Annotated in this window: 14 protein-coding genes; 9 read left to right on the top strand and 5 right to left on the bottom strand. The window is 66.7% G+C overall.

What is annotated here, in order from left to right; translation table 11 throughout:
* The first annotated feature begins 59 nt into the window (after window positions 1-59).
* From FBZ90_RS02045 to FBZ90_RS02025, 5 genes are all read left to right on the top strand, one after another.
* Window positions 60-2,234 (top strand): TonB-dependent receptor, encoded by a 2,175-nt coding sequence (locus tag FBZ90_RS02045; RefSeq protein ID WP_145729356.1) that lies wholly within the window; start codon window positions 60-62, stop codon window positions 2,232-2,234.
* Between the two features lie 25 nt (window positions 2,235-2,259).
* Window positions 2,260-4,017, top strand: a complete 1,758-nt coding sequence (locus FBZ90_RS02040) for a tannase/feruloyl esterase family alpha/beta hydrolase (RefSeq protein ID WP_186455557.1) — start codon at window positions 2,260-2,262, stop codon at window positions 4,015-4,017.
* Window positions 4,018-4,128: 111 nt separating this feature from the next.
* Window positions 4,129-4,620 (top strand): nuclear transport factor 2 family protein, encoded by a 492-nt coding sequence (locus FBZ90_RS02035; RefSeq protein ID WP_186455556.1) that lies wholly within the window; start codon window positions 4,129-4,131, stop codon window positions 4,618-4,620.
* Window positions 4,621-4,856: 236 nt separating this feature from the next.
* Window positions 4,857-6,347 (top strand): metallophosphoesterase, encoded by a 1,491-nt coding sequence (locus tag FBZ90_RS02030; protein WP_145729353.1) that lies wholly within the window; start codon window positions 4,857-4,859, stop codon window positions 6,345-6,347.
* 473 nt (window positions 6,348-6,820) lie between these two features.
* Window positions 6,821-8,476: a porin gene (locus FBZ90_RS02025; protein ID WP_246130095.1), complete on the top strand. Its 1,656-nt coding sequence runs from the start codon at window positions 6,821-6,823 to the stop codon at window positions 8,474-8,476.
* A 68-nt stretch (window positions 8,477-8,544) separates the two neighbouring features.
* Here FBZ90_RS02025 and FBZ90_RS02020 read toward each other — a convergent pair whose 3' ends face one another.
* The gene (locus tag FBZ90_RS02020; RefSeq protein WP_145729352.1) at window positions 8,545-9,018 is read right to left on the bottom strand and encodes a hypothetical protein; all 474 of its coding nucleotides are present in this window, start codon (window positions 9,016-9,018) and stop codon (window positions 8,545-8,547) included.
* 340 nt (window positions 9,019-9,358) lie between these two features.
* Between FBZ90_RS02020 and FBZ90_RS02015 the strand changes: the two genes are divergently transcribed.
* On the top strand, window positions 9,359-9,547 hold the full coding sequence (locus FBZ90_RS02015) for a hypothetical protein (RefSeq protein WP_145729351.1): 189 nt from the start codon (window positions 9,359-9,361) through the stop codon (window positions 9,545-9,547).
* A gap of 19 nt (window positions 9,548-9,566) precedes the next feature.
* Here FBZ90_RS02015 and FBZ90_RS02010 read toward each other — a convergent pair whose 3' ends face one another.
* The 4 genes from FBZ90_RS02010 to FBZ90_RS01995 are packed head-to-tail and all read right to left on the bottom strand — an operon-like array spanning window position 9,567 to window position 15,569.
* Complete coding sequence (locus tag FBZ90_RS02010) at window positions 9,567-11,663, bottom strand: 3-hydroxyacyl-CoA dehydrogenase NAD-binding domain-containing protein (RefSeq protein WP_145729350.1); 2,097 nt, start codon at window positions 11,661-11,663, stop codon at window positions 9,567-9,569.
* 33 nt (window positions 11,664-11,696) lie between these two features.
* Window positions 11,697-12,875 (bottom strand): beta-ketothiolase BktB, encoded by a 1,179-nt coding sequence (gene bktB, locus FBZ90_RS02005; protein ID WP_145729349.1) that lies wholly within the window; start codon window positions 12,873-12,875, stop codon window positions 11,697-11,699.
* 28 nt (window positions 12,876-12,903) lie between these two features.
* Entirely contained in the window at window positions 12,904-14,745 is a 1,842-nt protein-coding gene (locus FBZ90_RS02000; protein ID WP_145729348.1) for an acyl-CoA dehydrogenase, read from the bottom strand.
* Window positions 14,746-14,771: 26 nt separating this feature from the next.
* Window positions 14,772-15,569 (bottom strand): SDR family oxidoreductase, encoded by a 798-nt coding sequence (locus FBZ90_RS01995; RefSeq protein ID WP_145729347.1) that lies wholly within the window; start codon window positions 15,567-15,569, stop codon window positions 14,772-14,774.
* Window positions 15,570-15,861: 292 nt separating this feature from the next.
* On the opposite strand from FBZ90_RS01995, the gene FBZ90_RS01990 reads away from it, so the two are divergent.
* The 3 genes from FBZ90_RS01990 (at window position 15,862) to cyoB (ending at window position 20,159) form a co-directional block, all read left to right on the top strand.
* Window positions 15,862-16,629, top strand: a complete 768-nt coding sequence (locus FBZ90_RS01990) for a FadR/GntR family transcriptional regulator (protein WP_145729346.1) — start codon at window positions 15,862-15,864, stop codon at window positions 16,627-16,629.
* 650 nt (window positions 16,630-17,279) lie between these two features.
* Window positions 17,280-18,176, top strand: a complete 897-nt coding sequence (gene cyoA / locus FBZ90_RS01985; RefSeq protein WP_211101881.1) for a ubiquinol oxidase subunit II — start codon at window positions 17,280-17,282, stop codon at window positions 18,174-18,176.
* Window positions 18,177-18,179: 3 nt separating this feature from the next.
* The gene (gene cyoB / locus FBZ90_RS01980; RefSeq protein WP_145729344.1) at window positions 18,180-20,159 is read left to right on the top strand and encodes a cytochrome o ubiquinol oxidase subunit I; all 1,980 of its coding nucleotides are present in this window, start codon (window positions 18,180-18,182) and stop codon (window positions 20,157-20,159) included.
* Window positions 20,160-20,162: the final 3 nt, after the last annotated feature.

The raw sequence follows: 20,162 nt of genomic DNA, 5'->3' as shown, positions 1-20,162 counted from the left end.
AGACTGTGATCAGGCGTCCCTACCGGGAATGCCCAATAAAATCCTCGGGAGGCATCAAGATGGTGAATTTCGCTTTGCGCCGGAAGTCGGCGGCCCTGTTGGGGTCGGCCGCCGCGCTTTGCCTGACGTCGCAGGCCCTGGCCCAGTCGGCGACCGACACGTTGCAGGAGGTGGTGGTGACGGCCGAGCGCCGGACGGAGAACCTGCAGAACGTCGCCATTTCCGCCACGGCCATCAATGGCGACCAATTGGCGGAAAAGGCGGTGACCCGCCTGTCAGACCTGCAGTTCGCCTCCCCGGCCCTGACGGTGACGGACGCGGGCCTGACCCAGTCGGTCAACATCCGCGGCATCGGCCTGGCCAGCGGCTCGCCCCAGGTGGCCAACGGCGTCGCCACCTATGTCGACGGCCTGTTCCAGCCCCCCATCGTCACCACCAACAGCTTTTACGACATCGCCAATGTCGAGGTGCTGCGCGGCCCCCAGGGCACGCTGGTCGGTTCCAACTCCACCGGCGGCGCCATGTTCATCACCAGCAAGAGCCCCGAGCTGGACAGGGTCGAGGGATATGGCGAGCTGGCCTATGGCAACTACGGCACCGTGGCCACGCAAGGCGCCATCAACATCCCCCTGACCGACACGCTGGCGATCCGCGTGGCCGCCAACCATCGCGAGCACGACAGCTATTACGATGATGTCGGCCCCTACCACAACCAGCCCGGCGGCCTGAACGAGACCGACGGACGGCTGGGCGTGCTGTGGCGCCCCGGCGCCTTCCAGGCGCTGCTGAAGGTGGAGGCGGCCAACAAGAACACGGGCGGCTACGCCTACCGCCCCGTCCCAGGCACCCAATACGCGGACGACGCCGTTCCCGGCATCCGCAACCTGGACTACAACGCCCCGACGATGAATTCGGAGCGGGCCCTCATCAACAACCTGGAACTGCGCTATGAGTTCGAGGATGGCATCACCGTGCGGTCATTGAGCGGCTTCCAGAACAAGCGCATCAACAACCTGTACGACAGCGACGCCACCGAGGCCGCGACCCAGACCGAACAGCAGTACGTGCGCGAACGGGAATGGACGGAGGAGGTGAACATCCTCTCCCCCACCGATGGCCCCTTCAACTGGATCGTCGGCGGCTATTACCAGCGCAACAAGATCGACGTGGACATCCTGAACCAGGATGCCGGATTCCCCACCAACATCGGGACCAAGAACAACAAGCTGACCACCGGCGTGTTCGCCCAGGGCGGCTACAAGATCACGCCGGACCTGGAATTGCAGGTGGGTGCCCGGGAAAGCTGGTTCCATGTCACCGGCGACGGCGGCGTCTACATCGGCCGGGGCATTCCGGGATTCCCGGCCAACGGCCTGAAGGTGGCCGACACCGCCGGCCGGCACGATGACAGCATGCCCACGGGCAAGGTGGCACTGAACTGGAAGCCGGATGCCGACACCCTGATCTACGCCTTCGCCGCGCGCGGCTACAAACCGGGCGGCTACAACTCCTCCACCTCCCAATTCAGCCCGGAGACGGTGTGGGATTATGAGATCGGCTGGAAGTCCACCCTGCTGGACGGCCACCTGCGCACCCAGCTGGGCGCCTTCTACAATGATTACAAGGGGTTCCAGTTCGGCCGCATCGACCTTACCAACGGCCAGAACGGCGTGACCAACCTGTCCAACGCCACCATCAAGGGTATCGAGGGCCAGGTGCAGGCCAAGTACGGCGGCTTTGGCGCCGATGCCGGATTCGCCTATGTCGACAGCCAGTTGGGGTCCGTCACCGTGGTGGACCTGCGCCTGCTGCCCTCGGGCACCCTGGGGCCGCAATGCCCGGCCGGCACCGCCAGCAATCCCCCCACCTGCTTCGACTACACATCCTACCTGCGCGCCGGCGGCGGCGGGCCCAACCTGTTCTCGCCCAAATGGACCGGCAACGCCGGCGTCGACTACACCTTCGACCTGCCGCGCGGCATGACGCTGACGCCGCGCCTGAACCTCGCCTATGTGGGCCCCAGCTACACCGACATCCTCTATTCCCGCGTGACCGACTATCTGGCCGGCCGCACCCTGCTGTCGGCCCTGGTGACGCTGCGCACCGGCGACTGGACGGTGGAGGCCTATGCCACCAATCTGACGGACCGGAAATATGTCAGCGGCCAGTTCGGCAACAACGAGTTCTATGGCGCGCCCCGGGAATACGGCCTGCGCGTGCATGTCGAGTTCTGACCCCCGCCAAGAGAGGGAAATCCCCATGCCATCCCGTTCCCGCGTCATCCGTTCCCACGCCCTCTTGGGCCTGGCCGCCAGCGCCAGCCTGCTGGCCCTGGTCCCCACAAGAGGGGCGCAGGCCGCCGACGCCGATCTCAAGGGCCGCTGCCTGGCGCTTGAAAAGACCATGGCGGGCCATTGGCCGGACGCCAGCACCCATATCGTCTCGGTCACGCCGCAGCCGGCGGGCCCCATCACCCTGCCCCCCATGATGCCGGGGGCGCCCGGCATCCCCCTGCAACTGCCGGAACATTGCGAGGTCTACGGCATCCTGCATGAGCGCACGGGCGTGGACGGCCAAGCCTACGCCATTCGCTTCCATGTCCGCCTGCCCGCCGCCTGGAACCAGGGCTTCTTCTTCCAGGGCGGGGGCGGCACCAATGGCGAGGTGGGCAATGCCATCGGCCCCACCGGGCTGGATACCCCGCCGGCCCTGGTGCAGGGCTATGCCGTCGTCAGCCAGGACTCCGGGCATGACAACCAGCGCAATATGGACCCAACCCATGGCGGCACCGCCGCCTTTGGTTTCGACCCCCAGGCGCGGGCCGACTATGGCAACGCCTCGCTGAAACCGGTGGCCGACGCCGCCAAGGCCCTGGTGGCCGCCTTCTACGGCAATGCGCCGCGGCGATCCTATTTCGTCGGCTGTTCCAAGGGGGGTGAGGAAGGCATGGTCTTCGCCCAGCAACATCCCGAGGAGTTCGACGGCATCCTGGCCAGCGCACCCGGCTTCGCCCTGCCGCGTGCCGCGCTGTCCCAGGCCTGGGACGTGCAGTCCTTCGCGCCGTTGGCCAAGGGACCAGACGGGCAGCCCAGCTTCGCCCGCCTGTCCGCCGCCTTCAGCGACGCCGACCTGGGCCTGGTGCGCGATGCCATCCTGGAGGCGTGCGACGGGGATGACGGTGCCAAGGACGGCATCGTCGGCACCTTCGCCCAATGCACCGCCGCCAAGGTGGCGCCCGCCCTGAAGGCGCGCACCTGCACCGGGCCCAAGGCCGACACCTGCCTGAGCGGGGAGCAGGTCGCGGCGATCACGCGGTCCTATGGCGGGCCGCGCACCAAGGCCGGCCAGGCGATCTACAGCGATTGGGCCTGGGACGCCGGTATCGCCGCTCCCGGCTGGCGCCTGTGGAAGCTGGGCCTGGCCGACAAGGTGCCCAGCCTGAACGTGGTCCTGGGCGGCGCCTCGCTGGCGTCCGTCTTCACCACGCCGCCCACGCCCCTGCCGCCGGATCCGCAGACCCTGCTGCGGTGGCAGTTGTCCTTGGACATCGACCAGGTCGCGGCGCAGTTGACGGCCACCAACGCCACCTTTACCCGCTCCGCCTGGCAGGACGTGTCGGCGCGCTCCGCAGACCTGTCGGGGCTCAAGGCGCGGGGGGCCAAGCTGATGGTGCCGCACGGCGCCTCCGACCCCGTCTTCTCCATCAACGACACGCTGGCGTGGTGGCGGGAGGTCGACGCGCGCGAGGGAGGCAAGGCCGCCGCCTTCGTCCGCGTCTTCCCGGTGCCCGGCATGAACCACTGCACCGGTGGCCCCTCCACCAGCCATTATGACGCCTTCAGCGCGCTGGTCCGTTGGGTGGAACAGGGCCAGGCGCCAGATCGCATCCTGGCCAGTGCGGGCCCCGATACGCCCTGGCCCGGTCGCACACGGCCCCTCTGCCCCTATCCCAAGGTGGCGCGGTACAAGGGCAGCGGCGACCTGAACAGCGCCGACAGTTTCGAGTGCCAGTTATAAAATTTGCCCCTGATAAAACCTGATACCGGACGCCCCCGCCCATCCTGGCGGGGGCGTTCTCCTGTCGAGAGGACACGGTTCGCGATGCGGATGAAGGCGCCATTTCTGTGCATGATGATCACCGCCCTCCTGGCCTGGGGCCCAAGGGGGGCCGGCGCGCAAGAGGCCGTGGTGCCCGCCAAGGACCCGGACGCGCTGTTCACCAGCCCCGATCCGGTGCTGAACCGCAACAAGCAGGCCGCCTATCACATTGTGAAGGACCTGCTGGAGGCCGACCATTGGAACGAGGCGGACCGCTGGCTGACAGCGGAGTATCACCAGCATAATCCCCTGGTCGCGTCGGGGCGCGACAATGTCGTCACCTTCTTCACCAAGGTGCTGAAGCGCACCCCGAAGCCAGTGCCGGAGAAGATGGCGACGCCGGTGGTGGCCGTCCTGGCGGAAGGCGACCTGGTGACGGTGGTCTTCCCCCGCGTGCTGAAGGACCCCAAGGACCCGTCCAAAACCTATACGACCACCTGGTTCGACATGTGGCGCTTCAAGGACGGCAAGGCGGACGAGCATTGGGACCCCGCCAGCAAGGACATTCCCCCTGGCCCCTGACGCGGGACAAGCCGAACCCTCGACACCAAGAGCCCCGGATACCGTGACAGCCCCTCCCCGTGCATGAGGGAGGGGCTGCCTATGTTGGGCAAGTCGCCCGGCAGCCACGCCTTAGGATTGAATTGAAAGCGTCACAATAGATCATTTTTGATGCTATTGACCCTGGTCGACAGACGGCCACATCTTATGGGGGATTTTCTACTTGTGATAATCTTTTAAATAGAAGGCGACACCGCATGTCCAGCTCCCAAACCTTCATTATCGTTGGTGATTTTGGATCTGGCGGGGTCGACTGTGACGGTAAGACAGACACCGTCAGCGCAACCGCGGCGTTGGGCGTGGCGCAGGCCGCGACCTCCGCAATCCCGGCTGCTGATGGGAGCTTCATTATTTCCTTGGGCGACCAGGTTTACCAGCCTTGGTATTCCACAAACGAGACCCAATCCGCCACGCCGCAACAATACTGTGCCGCAATTGGAAACACTTACGGCTCTTACATTGACTACAGCAATGTCCCAAAGAGTTATCAAGGGTCAAAAGCTGGGACAACTATGAACTTCTACCCCGTCATCGGCGATCATGACTGGTGGAAACAACTACAACGCGGCTTGTCGGTCAATACGGTGACCGGCTCCATCGAAACCGTCTACGCGATGTCGCCGCCAAATTCAGCCGGCGAGCCAACGGACAATTATCAAAGTTATTTCTCGGGCCTGGGCTTGCCGGTCGGTGCACCGGGCGACGGCAGCAACGGCGAAAGCGCGTGCATCCGCTATTACGACCGGGTTCTCGCGGGTGGCCTGATCCACCTTTTCGTGCTGAGCAATGATCCGAACGAAGTGGCGCTTGGCACTTTGGAAACGGCGGCGTTCCAGCCCGGCGCGGCGGAGTTGAACCTGTCATCGCCTCAGATCACCTGGTTCAGGAAGGCTCTCTCAAACTCCACCGCGACGTGGAATATCGTGGCCATGCATGAGCCGCCCTACACCAATTCCGACTATCACCACGGTGGCGACGGCCACGCCCCTACCCAATATTTCCAGCTTGTGGATTTGGTGGCCGCATCAGTGGGCGTCACTGTCGATCTGGTTTTGGCCGGACACGTGCATTCATATGAACGCCTGCAAGGTGTGGATACGTCTGGCGGCCTGACGACCTATATCGTCAATGGCGCCGGCGGCGCGCCGGAGTCATTCGCGAAGTTCTTGTTACAAACGAATCCCGACATGCAGCCCCCGGCGGTCAGTCCCGTCCAGGTATCCGGCTATTACGGCTATCAACTTGCGACGGCGACCTCGTCTACCCTGACCCTCCAGTTTTACGGCTCACAGGACCCGGCCAATTGCCTGGGTGCGACTCCCCCTTCGCCTTGGACGCTTTTTGACAGTGTCATGATCGTGAAGCCGGATACGACCCTGACAGTGTCCGAAATCAATGCCGGGTCCTGTATCGGCCTTGTTGCCCAAGGCACCACGACCATCCAGACCGCCGGAACCGCGTCAACCTTGTCCCTGAATCTGTTTGGGCCGGGACGCGTCATCGTCTCCGGTGGCGGAACCCTGAGTTTCAAGAATCCCGTCGCCCCGAGCCCCTCCCCGACAAAGGGGGCATCGGCCGAACCCTACGCTTTTTACCCAATCCTCCCCTCCCTCTATACCGGAACGATCGCCGCGGGCAGCGGAACCACCATCGATTTCTACGGCGAGACGATAGGGGCCGATTCCTGATCCCTGATCCCTGATCCTTGATCATCCTCGGCGGGCGTGACCCGCCGTTAGGCGCCCCCCAGCCGCCCATATTGAAAAGCCCAGGACGTCCCCTAACGTCCTGGGCTTTCGCACGACCAGCACGCGCGGGCCTGCGCACATCCATTCGGCCCGGCGGCGTCCTGTGGGCCAATCCACTTCCCACAAAACTGCACAACGGCGGATCGTCGACACAAGCGCTGTGATTAAAAATATTTTTAAAATCTTGAAGCGCTATTTAATTTCTCAGGCGGTCGATCATGCCATCTAATCAATCCATCAGGAATGATGATGGCACCGAAAAAACGATAAAATTAACCGCCTGATCAAATAGAAAAGGCCGGGAATCAGGGCATCCATTTTTAATGGCTTCCTTCTATTTGGCTTTTTTTGGATGAGGATCGTGAAAATCCTGTTTCGCGATCAATAAAATCAACATTAGGGAGGGGTCTTTCGTGACCTTGACGAAGACGGGTGCGCCGGCGGCGCGCCGGCCGGCGCGCGTGCGCGCGCACCTACTGGGCATGACGGCCGTTTGCGCCTTGGTGGCCCTGGCCCCCGCTGGGGCTCGCGCCAGCGACGCCGATGAACTGCGCAAGCTGCGCCAACAAATGCAGGAGGCCCAGGCCCAGATGGCGGCGCAGGCCAAGGCCATGCAGGCGATGCAGGATCGTCTGAACACGCTGGAGGCGCAGCAGACCCAGACGGCGGGCCAGACCGCCGCCAGCACCCAGACAGCGGCACAAGCCGCCCAGCAGGCGCAGGCCGCGCAATCGGCGGCGCAGGCGGCCCAGAGGGTGGCGGATGACGCCGCCCATCCCAAGCTGCCCAAGGACGGCAGCCTGACCTTCTATGGCATCACGCTGTACGGCACCGTGGACATGGGCTTCTCATACCAGTCCCATGGCGCGCCGCTCAGCCCCTATTACCCGCCGGGGCTGGATTATCTGGTCAGCAAGAACGGCAACAAGGGCATCGCCTCGCTGGCCCCTAACGGGCTCAGCCAATCCAAGGTGGGCCTGCGCGGGGCGGAGGAGTTCGCCGACGGCTGGTCCGCCCTGTTCAAGGTCGAGACGGGCTTCAATCCCCAGTCGGGCCAGTTGGCCGACGGGCCCCGGTCCATGGCCGCCAACAACGGCCTGGCGCTGACCAAGCAGACGGCGAACGGCGATTCCAGCCACGCCGGCCAGGCCTTCAACCGCGCCGCTTATGTGGGGGTCAGTTCCCGGGAGTGGGGTACCGTCACCGTCGGCCGCCAGAACACCCTCCTGGCCGACAACATCTTCGCCTATGATCCCCAGCAGGCCTCCTACGCCTTTTCCGTTATCGGCTTCTCCGGCCTGACGGGCGGCGGGGGCAGTACGGAGGATTTCCGCCTCGACAACACCGTCAAGTACACGAACCAGTTCGGCCCCCTGCGGGTCGGCGCGCTGTACCAGTTTGGCGAGGACAATGGCGGCATGCACGGCAACGCCCTGCAACTGGACGCGGGCGCCGATATCGGCGGCCTGTCCTTCGATGCCACCTACGCGCAAAAGCAGGACATGGTGTCGGCCGGCGGCCTGACCGCGGCGCAGATGACGCAGGCGACGGCGCTGGGTTACAACCCCGGCAATTCCCTGGCGGCCACCATTTCCGACAACACCTCGTACGCGCTGATGGGCTCGTACACGCTGGACCCGCAGTGGAAGCTGTTCGCGGGGTATGAGTACATCGACTTCGCCAATCCCTCCGTGCCCTTGCGGGCCGGGTCGACCGACATCGGCGGCTATACCCTGGCCTTCGTGAACAACAACGCCTTCGTCCACGACAAGATCATCCAGGTCGCCTGGGCCGGTGCCCGCTATGCCGTCACGCCCAAGGTGGATTTGTCGGCGGGCTACTACCACTATGGCCAGAACAGCTTCGGGGCCAAGAGCTGCGCCGACGCCAGCGCCGCCACCTGCTCGGGCACGCTCAACGCCTATTCCCTGGTGGCGGATTACCGCTTCGCCCGCCGCTTCGACGCCTATCTGGGCGTCATGTACTCCGAGGTCGCGGGCGGCCTGGCGGCCGGCTACCTGCACACCGACAACATCTCGCCCACGACGGGGGTGCGCTTCAACTTCTAACGCCGGCTTTACAAGAGCGTACAGGGACCGATGCGGGCGGCGGAGGCCGCCGCCCGCGAACCGGCGCCTCAGTAGCGGTCCTCATCGATCCGCTTGTCCATGATGGCGTGCTCCACGGCGTGGCGCGCCTCTTCCAGGTGATGGAAGGCGGCATTGCGCCAGCCCGCGGCGTTCGGATTGTCCTCTTCGGACCGCAGGTCGCGCTCGGCGGAGGCGATCAGATCCCGCGCCTTGCTCAGGCGGCCGCGGTGATTGATGTTGGCGTCGATGGGCGGGTTCCAGTTGGGGTCCTTGCCATCGTCGTAGCTGGCGTGGCGGAGCTCGCCAATCGCACCGTTCACATGATCGATGGCGAAGAACTGGTCGCGCACCACGTTGTATTCCGCCGGACGGTCCAGCAGGGCGCGGGCCAGGCGCAGGTCCGACAGGGCATGCAGATAGGCGGGGTGGGCTGGTTGCGCATGCGCCGGACCGGGGACGGTGGCGCAGGCCGAGGCGGCCATCAGGACCAGGGCGGCGCCCAGGGCTTTCACATGCTTCATGATATAGTGCTCCTTCCTTCCAAACGGCGGTTAGCCCCGGGTGGGGTCCGCCTGTCGTTCGCCCACCCACGGTCGGGGCGGATTGGAGCCTAAATGGGGCGCGATGGCGGCGTGTCCACGGCGGCGTCCGCGCCAAAACCGCGCACCCCGGGGTCCGCCCCGGGCGGGACGACTCCGCCGGAAATCCGGACAACCACCTGATATTATTTACATTTTAGCCCTATCGGATCGTTTCCACGCGGGCCGCCAAAGCCATGGGCCGGCGACGGGACGCCTCATTCCCGCCGTATCACCGGACGAGAACCGTTCCGCGAACGATCAACATGAGGTGCCCGGCACCATGGAAAGCACCGTATTATTGGGCAGCCTGTCGGGGCTGATGAGCGCCTACAACCTGTCCCAGGGGCAGTTGGGCTGGTCCATGCTGCTGGCCCTGAAGCAGACCTTGGACCAGCGCCTGGCGCCGGATGCCCTGAGGGCCAAGAGGATGGACATGCCGGACGACGACAGCCCCGCCGTCCTGTCCTGACCCATCCTGTCCTGCCCCGTCAGGCCGTCAGGCGGCGGCCAGCGCTGGCCTTTTCCCACAGCAGGGGGGCCGGCCGCCAGAACTGCCCCTGATACCCGTCCAGGAAGCCTTCCATCAGGCGCAGCACGTTCTCCAGCCCAAGGCTGTCGGCATGGTACATGGGGCCGCCCTTGTGAGCCGGGAAGCCATAGCCGTTGAGATAGACGACATCGATGTCCGACGCCCGCTGCGCGATCCCCTCCCCCAGCAGGGCCGCCCCTTCGTTGGCCAGCGCCAGCAGGCAGCGGGCCACGATCTCCTCATCCCCGATGACGCGGGGCGGCAGGCCTAAATCCCGAGCCACCTCCTTGGCGTGGGCCTGGGCCAAGGCGTCGATTTCCGGGTCCGTCTCCCGCGCGCGGGTGGCGGGGTCGTACTGGTAATAGCCCTTGCCCGTCTTCTGGCCATAGCGGCCCAAAGCGCAGATCTTGTCCGGGAAGGTGGAATAGGGCCGGTCATCCCCCGCCGCCTGGCGCCCGGCCCGGATGGCGCGGCCGATGTCGTTGCCCGCCAGATCCATCATGGCGAACGGCCCCATGGCCATGCCCCAGCGTTCTAGCGCGCCATCCACATGCCAGGGCAGCACCCCCTCATCCACCAGGAAATAGGCCTGCCGCAGGTACTCCTCCACCATGCGGTTGCCGATGAAGCCGTTGCAGACGCCGGCGACCACCCCGACCTTGCCCAGCTTGCGCGCCAGCGCCATGGCCGTGGCCAGCACCTCGGGCGCCGTCTCGGCCCCCCGCACCACCTCCAGCAGGCGCATCACCGGCGCCGGGCTGAAGAAATGCAGACCCACCACCTGCCCCGGCCGGCCGGTGACGGCGGCGATGGCGTCCAGGTCCAGGGTGGAGGTGTTGCTGGCCAGGATGGTGTCCGGCCCACAGACCTTGTCCAGGGTGCGAAAAATGTCCTGCTTGACCCCCATGTCCTCGAACGCCGCCTCGATCACCAGGTCCACGGCCGCGGCGGCGGCCAGATCGGTGGCGGTATGCAGGCGGCCCAGGCGGCGGTCCCGCTCCGCCTCGTCCAGGCGGCCCTTGGCCAGGGCGGCGTCATAGCCCTTGGTGATGCCGGCCAAGCCCTTGCGCACCGAGGCCTCGTCCCGGTCCAGCAGGATGACCTCCAGCCCGGCGTTGGCCGCCACGGTGGCGATGCCCGCCCCCATGGTGCCGGCGCCGATCACGGCCACGCGCTGAACGCTGCGGGGCTGGACATCCGGGGCCAGGCCCTCGATGCGGGCGGCCCGGCGTTCCGCGAAAAAGGCATATTGCAGCGCCTTGGATTCCGGCGTCACCACCAGGTCGCGGAACAGGGCGAATTCCCGCTGCAGGCCCTGGTTGAAGGGCAGCTCCACGGCCGCCCGCACCGCCTCGATGCAGGCCAGCGGAGCGGGCAGCGGGCGCTTCAGGCCGTCAACCTGGCGCTGGAACCAGTCGGCCCCGGCATCCGTCGGCAACTCGGCCCGGCGCAAGGACAGGCGCGGCTTGGCGCCGTCGCGCGCCGCCTGCCGGGCCACGGCGACGGCGTCCTCGATCAGGTCGCCCTCGGACAGCGTGGCCAGCCCCAGCCGGGCCGCCGTGGGCGCGTTCACCGGCATGCCGGACAGGATCATGTCCAGCGCCGCCTTGACCCCAATGGCGCGCGGCAGGCGCTGGGTGCCACCGGCCCCCGGCAGGATGCCCAGCTTCACCTCTGGCAGACCCAGGCTGGCGTTGGCCGCGACCACCCGGTAATGACAGCCCAAGGCCACCTCCAGCCCGCCGCCCAGGCAGGTGCCGGCGATGGCGGCCACCACTGGCTTGGCCGCCTGGTCCAGGTCGATGATCAAGTCGGGCAGGGTGGGCACGGCCGTGGCCCCGCCCCGCGTGCCGGAGGCGAATTCCTCGATATCCGCGCCCGCCGAGAAATGGCGCGTGCCGCCAGTCAACACCACGGCCTCCACATCCGGCCGGGTCATGACCATGGCCATCGCCGCGCGCAGGTCGCGGCGCAGCGCCAGGTCGAAGCTGTTGACGGGCGGTCGGTTCAGGGTGAGGACGGCGACGCCGTCCCTGATGTCGATCTGCACCGGCATGGCGTGACGCTCCTTGGTTCCCGGGGAAGTGGCTCAGACGGACTCGATCAGGGCGGCGATCCCCTGCCCGCCCCCGATGCACATGGTAACCAGGGCACGGCCCCCGCCGATACGGCGCAGTTCGTAAACCGCCTTAACCAAATTGATGGCGCCCGTGGCGCCCACCGGATGGCCCAGGGAAATGCCGCTGCCATTCGGGTTCACCCTGTCAGGGTCGAAGCCCAGGTCCCGCGCGACGGCGCAGGCCTGGGCGGCGAACGCCTCGTTGGATTCGATGACCGCCAGGTCGGCCACTGACAGGCCGGTGCGGGCCAGCAGCCGGCGCGTCGCCGGGATGGGACCCAGGCCCATGAAGGCCGGCTCGACGCCGGCATGAGCATAGCCCACCAGCCGGGCCAACGGCGCCAGGCCCAGGCGCCGCACCGCCTCCCCCGACGCCAGCACCAGGGCCGCCGCGCCATCGTTGATGCCGGAGGCGTTGCCGGCGGTGACCGTGCCGTCCTTGCGGAAGACGGTCCGCAACTTGGCCAGGTCCGCAGCCGTGAGGTCGGGGCGCACATGCTCGTCGGTGGCGAAGGACACCGTCTGGCGCTTCACCGTCACCTCGACGGGCAGGATCTGCTCGGTGAAGCGCCCCTCCGCCTGGGCGCGGGCCGCGCGGCGGTGACTTTCCAAGGCCAGGGCGTCCTGCTCGTCACGGCTTATGCCGTAACGCTCGGCCACGTTCTCCGCCGTGACGCCCATCAGGCTGCGGTCGAAGGGGTCGGACAAGGTGCCGTTCAGCGCATCCACCACCCGGGCGTCGCCCATCTTGCTGCCCCAGCGGGCATCGGGCAGCAGGTAGGGCGCGCGGCTCATGCTCTCCGCCCCGCCGGCCACCGCCAGGTCGCAGTCGCCCAGCAGGATGCCTTGCGCCGCCGACACCACCGCCTGCAGGCCGGAACCACAGAGCCGGTTGACGGTCAGGGCCGGGACCTCGACCGGCAATCCGGCGCCAATGCCCGCCACGCGGGCAAGGTAGGCGTCGCGCGGCTCGGTCGGGATGACCTGGCCGAAGACGACATGGCCCACGGCCTCATTGGCGACACCGGCGCGGTCCAGCGCCGCGCGGGCGACCTTGGCCGCCAGGTCACCCGGCGTCAGATCCTTCAACGCGCCGCCGAAATCGCCGATGGCGGTGCGCACGCCGGAAACGATGTAGACCTCGGTCATGGTGCTGATCCTGTCTGCGGGGGGCGGGTTAGAAGGCGGCGGGGTCGATGGTTTGGGTCAGGTCGCTGCGCCGGCCGACGATGCCCAGCCAGACATCAATGCGTGGCACCTCGGTCTCGAAGAAGAAGCGGCAGGCGGCCAGCTTGCCGGAACGGAAGGCGGCCTCCTCCGCGTCGGGAGCCACGTCCAGGGTGCCGGCCACCACCGCCTGATCCAGCCATTGCCAGGCCACCACGGCATGGCCGAAGGCGGACAGGAAGCTCGTCGCCTGCGCCAGGCTGGCGGCATCGTCGCCGGCGGCCTTCAGGTGGCCCACCAGGGCGCCGATGCGGGCCCACGTCACCTCCAGCGCATGGGCGAAATCGGCCAGGGCGGGCAGCCGCCGGGCCCGTTCCACCGTGGCCTGCACCCGGCGGCGCAATATGGCCAGCGAGGCGCCATCGTCGCGCAGGGTCTTGCGTCCCATGAGGTCCAGGCCCTGGATGCCGGTCGTCCCCTCGTGGATGGGGTTCAGGCGGTTGTCGCGGTACAGCTGTTCCACATCGAAGTCGCGGGTGTAGCCGTACCCGCCATGCACCTGGATGGCCAGGTCGTTGGCCGCCAGGCCCCATTCCGCCGGCCAGGTCTTGGCGACAGGCGTCAACAACCCCAGGAGGCTGCCGGCTTCGGTCCGCCCCTCGGCCGGGCCATGCCGTTCCTCATCCACCAGGCGGGCGCAGTACAGCACCAGGGCCAGCGCCCCCTCGGCATAGGCCTTCTGCGCCAGCAGCAGGCGGCGCACATCGGGATGGTCGATGATGGCGACGGGGCCGCCCGTCGCCCCTTTCTGGGCCGCCAGCGGCCGGCCCTGACGCCGGTCGCGGGCATAATCCACCGCCAGGCGATAGCCGCGATAACCCAGCATGGCGGCACCCAGGCCGACGGAGATGCGGGCGCTGTTCATCATCTGGAACATGATGGGCAGGCCCTGGCCCACCCCACCGACGCGATAGCCCACGGCGCCCGCCTCGCCCCCCGGCCGGTGGTGCGCCCCCTCGCCGAAGTTCAGCAGGCAGTTGGCGGTGCCGCGATAGCCCATCTTATGGTTGAGGCCGGCCACCACCACGTCGTTGCGCTGGCCGGCGAAGGCCGACCCATCCACCAGCACCTTGGGCACGACGAACAGGCTGATACCCTGGGTGCCGGGGATCAGCTTGCCATCGGGGCCCGGCACCTTGGCCAGCACCAGATGGACGATGTTCTCGCTGGCGTCCTGGTCGCCGCCGGAGATCCACATCTTGTTGCCGAACAGGCGATAGCGGGGGCCCAGTTCATCGCTGCCATCGGGCACGGCCCGGGTGGCGATGTCGGCCAGCGACGACCCCGCCTGGGGCTCGGACAGGCACATGGTGCCGAAGTAGCGACCCTGGATCTCCGGCAGGGCGCAGGCCCGCACCAGCGCGGCACCGGCGTAGCGCACCAGCAGCTCGGCATTGCCCATGGTCAGCATGGGATAGGCGGCGGTCGCCACGTTGGCGGCCATGAACTGCGCCATGGCGGCGCTATAGGCCAGGTGGGGCAGCTGCAGGCCCCCCACCTCGGCATCGAAGGGGGCGGCGAACATGCCGATCTCGGCGTAGGCCGCCAGCGCCTGGCGGATGGCGGGCAGGATGCGCACCTGCCCGTCCACCAAATGAGGCTCATGCTGGTCGGCCGCCTTGTAGTGCGGCAGGAAGGTGTCGGCCGCCACGCGGCCGGCGATGTCCAGCATGGCGTCCACGGTTTCGCGGCCATGGTCCTGGAAATGCGGATAGGCCAGCAGCCCCTCCAGGGACAGCCAGTCGTGCAGCAGGAAGCCAAGGTCGCGGGCGCGCACCGGGGGCGTGGTCATCGTCGTCGTCCCTTCCCTCGCCGTGCTCAGATGACGCTGACGCCGCCGTCCACCGCCAGGATCTGGCCGGTGATGTGCCCGCCGGCGGGCGATGCCAGCAGCAGGGCCGCCCCCTTCAGGTCCTGGTCGTTGCCCAGCTTGCCCAGGGGGGTGCCGTCCACCAGGTCGGCCTCATGCTTGGCCAGGGTGCCGCGCGTCATCTTGGACGGGAAGAAGCCGGGCGCCAGGGCATTGACATTGATGCCAAGGGGCCCCCACTCCGCCGCCAGCACGCGGGTCATGTTGACCAGCGCGCCCTTGGTGGTGCCATAGGCGACCGTGCCCATCATGCGCGGGTGGTGCCCCTGCATACCGGCGATGGAGGCGACGTTGACGATGCGCCCCCGCTTCAGGGGCAGCATGGCGGCCCGCGCAACCGCCTGGGTCAGGAAAAAGACGGCGTTCAGGTTCAGGTCCACCACCTTGGCCCACTGTTCCGGCGTGTGGTCCTGCGCCGGGGCGCCCCAGGTGGTGCCGGCATTGTTGACCAGCACGTCGATGCGCCCGTGATCTGCCATCACCTTGTCCACCAGCGGGGCCATGGCCTCCTGCCGGCTGAGGTCGGCGGGGATGGCGCTGGCGGCGATACCCTGCCCCGCCAGGTGGGCGACGGCGGACGCCAGTTCATCGGCCTTACGCGCCACCAGCACGGGATGGGCACCGAACTCGCCCAGGGCCTCCGCGATCTGAAGGCCCAGGCCGCGCGACCCGCCGGTGATCAGGGCGACCTGGCCCGTGAGGTCGAAAAGGCGATGCAGGGCATCCGTCTTGGCGGCAGCGGACATGATGGGCGTTTCCTCCTGTCGTCGGCGCGTTCCGGATGCGTTGCCGGCGCCGGGTTCTCCCCCGCGCCGGTACCCTCGGCAACCAGCGCGCGGCGAAACTGTATGTCATTGTTCGTTTGTTGGACAATTGAAATATCGCGCTGAAAACGCGAGACTAATTCCGGCGGGCGCCGGCGTGTGCTAAAGCGCCGGCCGGCGACGGGGGCTGCAGTCCACTGCCGCCTGGGTTTTCATCGGCGCTCAGGACAGTTTCGGTCCTGGACGGGGTTGCGGGCAAAGGGGCATTCGGCGCATGGCGTTCGCACGGCTGGCTATCCTGCCCACCTATAAGGTGGTCAGCGACACCATAGAGCGGGAGATCCTGGCCGGCCGGCTGGCCGCCGGCGACATCCTGCCAACCGAGACGGAATTGGCCGACCAGTTCGGCGTGACCCGCCACACAGTGCGGGAGGGCATCCGCATCCTGGAACAGAGCGGGCTGGTGCGGCGGGAAGCGGGACGCCGCCTTTATGTGGCCGAGCCCCATTACGGCGACCTGGCGCCGCGCCTGTCCCGCGCCATGGTGATGCAGCGCGTCACCTTCCGCGAGTTGTGGGAGGTGTCCATGGACCTGGAGCCCAGCACCGCCGCCCATGCCGCCACCCGCATCGACGCCGGCAGGCTGGCCCAGTTGCGCGCCAATGTGGAAGCGACGGAGCAGGCGGTCGCCGCCGGCGCCTCCGTCATCCCCCTGGACGTCGCCTTCCACATCCTGGTGGCGGAGGCGGCGGGCAACCGCGCCCTGCTGCTGGCGCGGGAACCGGTGACGCAGCTGTTCTATCCCGCGCTGGAACGATTGTTCCGCCATCCCAAAACGGCGGAGGTCGGCCCCCGTCGCCTGGTGGAGGCGCACCGCCGCATCGTCGAGGCCCTGTCCGACGGCGACGCGGGGGTGGCGCGGGAGTGGATGCGCAAGCACATGGTGGATTTCCGCCGGGGCTACGACACCGCCGGCCTGGACCTGGACGACGCCCTGGAAGCCACAGCCGCCCCGCCGGCGCCGGCCCCCTCCCGACGCTGATTCACCACCTTGCGGCGAGACATCTCGCCATTTCGCGCACGCAGCAATTGTGGACTCAACCCCGATCCGGGCCATTAAGAAGCCGCTAACCATAAACCGTTGGTGGTGCAGGGGAATTCCGAATCGGTGGCGACAATGCGCCCGATGGTGGCCGCCCCCGTCCCCCTTAACCACGCGCAATGCCCGAGGCAGGGACACGGCAGGCTTACGCCGTACGCATGCCACAGGATGGCAAACCAGTTTCTGGCACGACCATTCGCCGGAAGAATCATAAAAGTACGTTTTAATACAATACGCTAGTCTAGTTTGCGCCGCTCGCGCCCGCGCATACGCGGACAGGGAGGCCGCGCGCCCTTGGACCAATTGTCCAATCCCCCCTACACAATGAACTCGATAAATGACGCGGCGAAGGTCTAGTTCTTTTGCAGTGCGGAACCTCACACGGCGGTGCCAGGTGGTACGCCTTGCGTAGGGGCCATCCGGGCCTTCGGACGCAAGCGACGCCACAACCCAGGCGCGCCGCCGGCGAGACGCTCAAAAATTAGAATCATGAGTTGACGATCCCATCACGGCTTTACGTGGACAGAATGACTGCGACCCTTAGAATTTTGCGGAACCTTCGCGGCCGCACAAAATCCCTGGCGGCACTCATGGCCGCAGCCCCCCTGCTCAGCGGCTGCGACATGGCCCTGCTGGACCCGGCGGGCCCCATTGGTGCCGAGGAAAAGTCGATCATCATCCTGGCCACGTGCCTGATGCTCATCGTCGTCATCCCCGTCATCGCCATGGTCTTCCTGTTCGCCTGGCGCTACCGCGCCTCGAACAAGAACGCGACCTTCAAGCCGGAGTGGGATCACTCCTCCAAGATCGAGGTGGCGGTGTGGGGCATCCCCTGCGTCATCATCGCCATCCTGGCCTATGTCACCTGGGTGTCCTCGCACACGCTGGAGCCCAGCCGGGAACTGGTGTCGGACAAGAAGGCCGTCGAGGTCGAGGTGGTCTCGATGGACTGGAAATGGCTGTTCATCTACCCCGACCTGAACGTCGCCTCGGTGAATGAGCTGGCCTTCCCCGCCGGCACCCCGGTGCATTTCAAGCTGACCTCGGCCACGGTGATGAACTCCTTCTTCATCCCGCGCCTGGGCAGCCAGATCTACACCATGCCCGGCATGGAGACGAAGCTGAGCCTGGTGGCCGACGCCGCCGGCGACTTCGACGGCCTGTCCGCCAACTACAGCGGCGGCGGCTTCTCAGACATGCATTTCGTGGCGCACGCCATGACCGACGAGGCCTTCGCCCAGTGGGTGGAGAAGGCGCGCGCCGGCGAAGGCAAGCTGACGATGGCCAAGTACCGGGAGCTCGCCAAGCCCAGCGAGAAGGACCCGGTGACCTATTACAGCGAGGTCGAGCCCACGCTCTACCACGACATTCTCAACAAGTGCTCGGACGGTTCCACCTGCATGGACGCCGCGGTCAGCCTGGCGATGGCCAAGGAAGTGGCCGGCGGCGACGTGCAGCTGTGCAATCCCGCCAAGCCGAGGGGTTAATCCATGTTCGGTAAACTGACTCTCGAGGCCATTCCTTACCACGAGCCCATCATCATGGGCGCCGTGGCGATGATGGTCCTGGGCGGTGCCGCCCTGGTGGCGGGCATCACCTTCTTCCGCCTGTGGGGCCCGCTGTGGTCCAAGTGGCTGACCTCGGTCGACCACAAGAACATCGGCATCATGTACATCATCCTGGCGCTGGTCATGCTGCTGCGTGGCTTCGCCGACGCGGTGATGATGCGCACCCAGCAGGCGCTGGCCTCCACCGGCGGCGCCGGTCCCCTGCCGCCCGAGCACTTCGACCAGGTCTTCACCGCCCACGGCGTCATCATGATCTTCTTCATGGCGATGCCCTTCATGGTCGGCCTGATGAACATCGTCGTGCCGCTGCAGATCGGCGCGCGCGACGTGGCGTTCCCCTACCTGAACAACCTCAGCTTCTGGCTGACGGCCGCGGGCGCCCTGCTGATCAACATTTCGCTGGCGGTGGGTGAGTTCGCCCGCACCGGCTGGCTGGCCTACCCGCCGCTGTCGGAGCTGCAGTACAGCCCCGGTGTCGGCGTCGACTACTATCTGTGGGCCCTGCAGATCTCGGGCGTCGGCACCCTTCTGGCGGGCGTGAACATGATCACGACCATCCTGAAGATGCGGGCGCCGGGCATGACGCTGATGCGCATGCCGATCTTCACCTGGACCACGCTCTGCTCCAACATGCTGATCGTGGCGGCCTTCCCCATCCTGACGGCCACGCTGGCGATGCTGTCGCTGGACCGTTACCTGGGCATGCACTTCTTCACCAACGACGGTGGCGGCAACGCCATGATGTACGTGAACCTCATCTGGGCCTGGGGCCATCCTGAGGTGTACATCCTGGTCCTGCCGGCCTTCGGCATCTTCTCCGAAGTCATCTCCACCTTCTCGTCCAAGAAGCTGTTCGGCTACACCTCGATGGTCTACGCCACGGTCTGCATCACCGTGCTGTCGTTCATCGTGTGGCTGCACCACTTCTTCACCATGGGCGCCGGCGCCAACGTGAATGCCTTCTTCGGCATTTCCACGATGATCATCTCCATCCCCACCGGCGCCAAGATCTTCAACTGGCTGTTCACCATGTACCGCGGCCGGGTGCAGTTCACCGTTCCGGTGCTGTGGACCCTGGGCTTCATGGTCACCTTCGTCATCGGCGGCATGACCGGCGTTCTGATGGCGGTGCCCGCGGCCGACTTCGTCCTGCACAACAGCCTGTTCCTGATCGCCCACTTCCACAATGTCATCATCGGCGGCGTGCTGTTCGGCTACCTGGCCGGCTTCACCTACTGGTTCCCCAAGGCCTTCGGCTTCAAACTGAACGAGACCCTGGGCAAGGTGTCGTTCTGGTGCTGGCTGGTCGGCTTCTACCTGGCCTTCATGCCCCTGTACGCCCTGGGCCTGATGGGCATGACCCGCCGCATGAACCACGTCGACAACGTCGTCTGGCACAACTACCTGCTGGTGGCGGCCCTGGGTGCGGCGATCATCGCCTGCGGCATCGGCGCCTTCGTCCTGCAGATCCTGGTCAGCGTGCTGAACCGCAAGGCGCTGCGCGACCTGACCGGCGACCCGTGGAACGGCCGTACGCTGGAGTGGGCCACCTCTTCCCCGCCGGCCTTCTACAACTTCCCGCAGACGCCCGTGGTCACCGCCCGCGACGCCTTCTGGGAGCAGAAGCAGGCCACCGGCGCCGGCCTGCAGCCGCTGCCCGCCTACGGCAAGATCCACATGCCCCACAACACGGGCACGGGCGTCATCCTCGGCGGCTTCATCGCCGTCCTGGGCTTCGCGCTGATCTGGCACATCTGGTGGCTGGTGGTCGCCGCGTTCGCCGCCGCCGTCGCGGTCGGCATCGGCCACACCTTCAACGAGAACCGGGACTACTACGTCCCCTCCGAGACGGTGGCCGAGACTGAGCGCAAGTACTTCAAGCAACTGACGTCGCAGGTCTAAGAC

Origin of the sequence: Nitrospirillum pindoramense (assembly GCF_007827955.1) — a bacterium.
Classification (GTDB): Bacteria; Pseudomonadota; Alphaproteobacteria; order Azospirillales; family Azospirillaceae; genus Nitrospirillum; species Nitrospirillum amazonense_B.
Note: the sequence above shows the minus strand (reverse complement) of the source record. Positions and strands in the feature narration are given on the sequence as shown.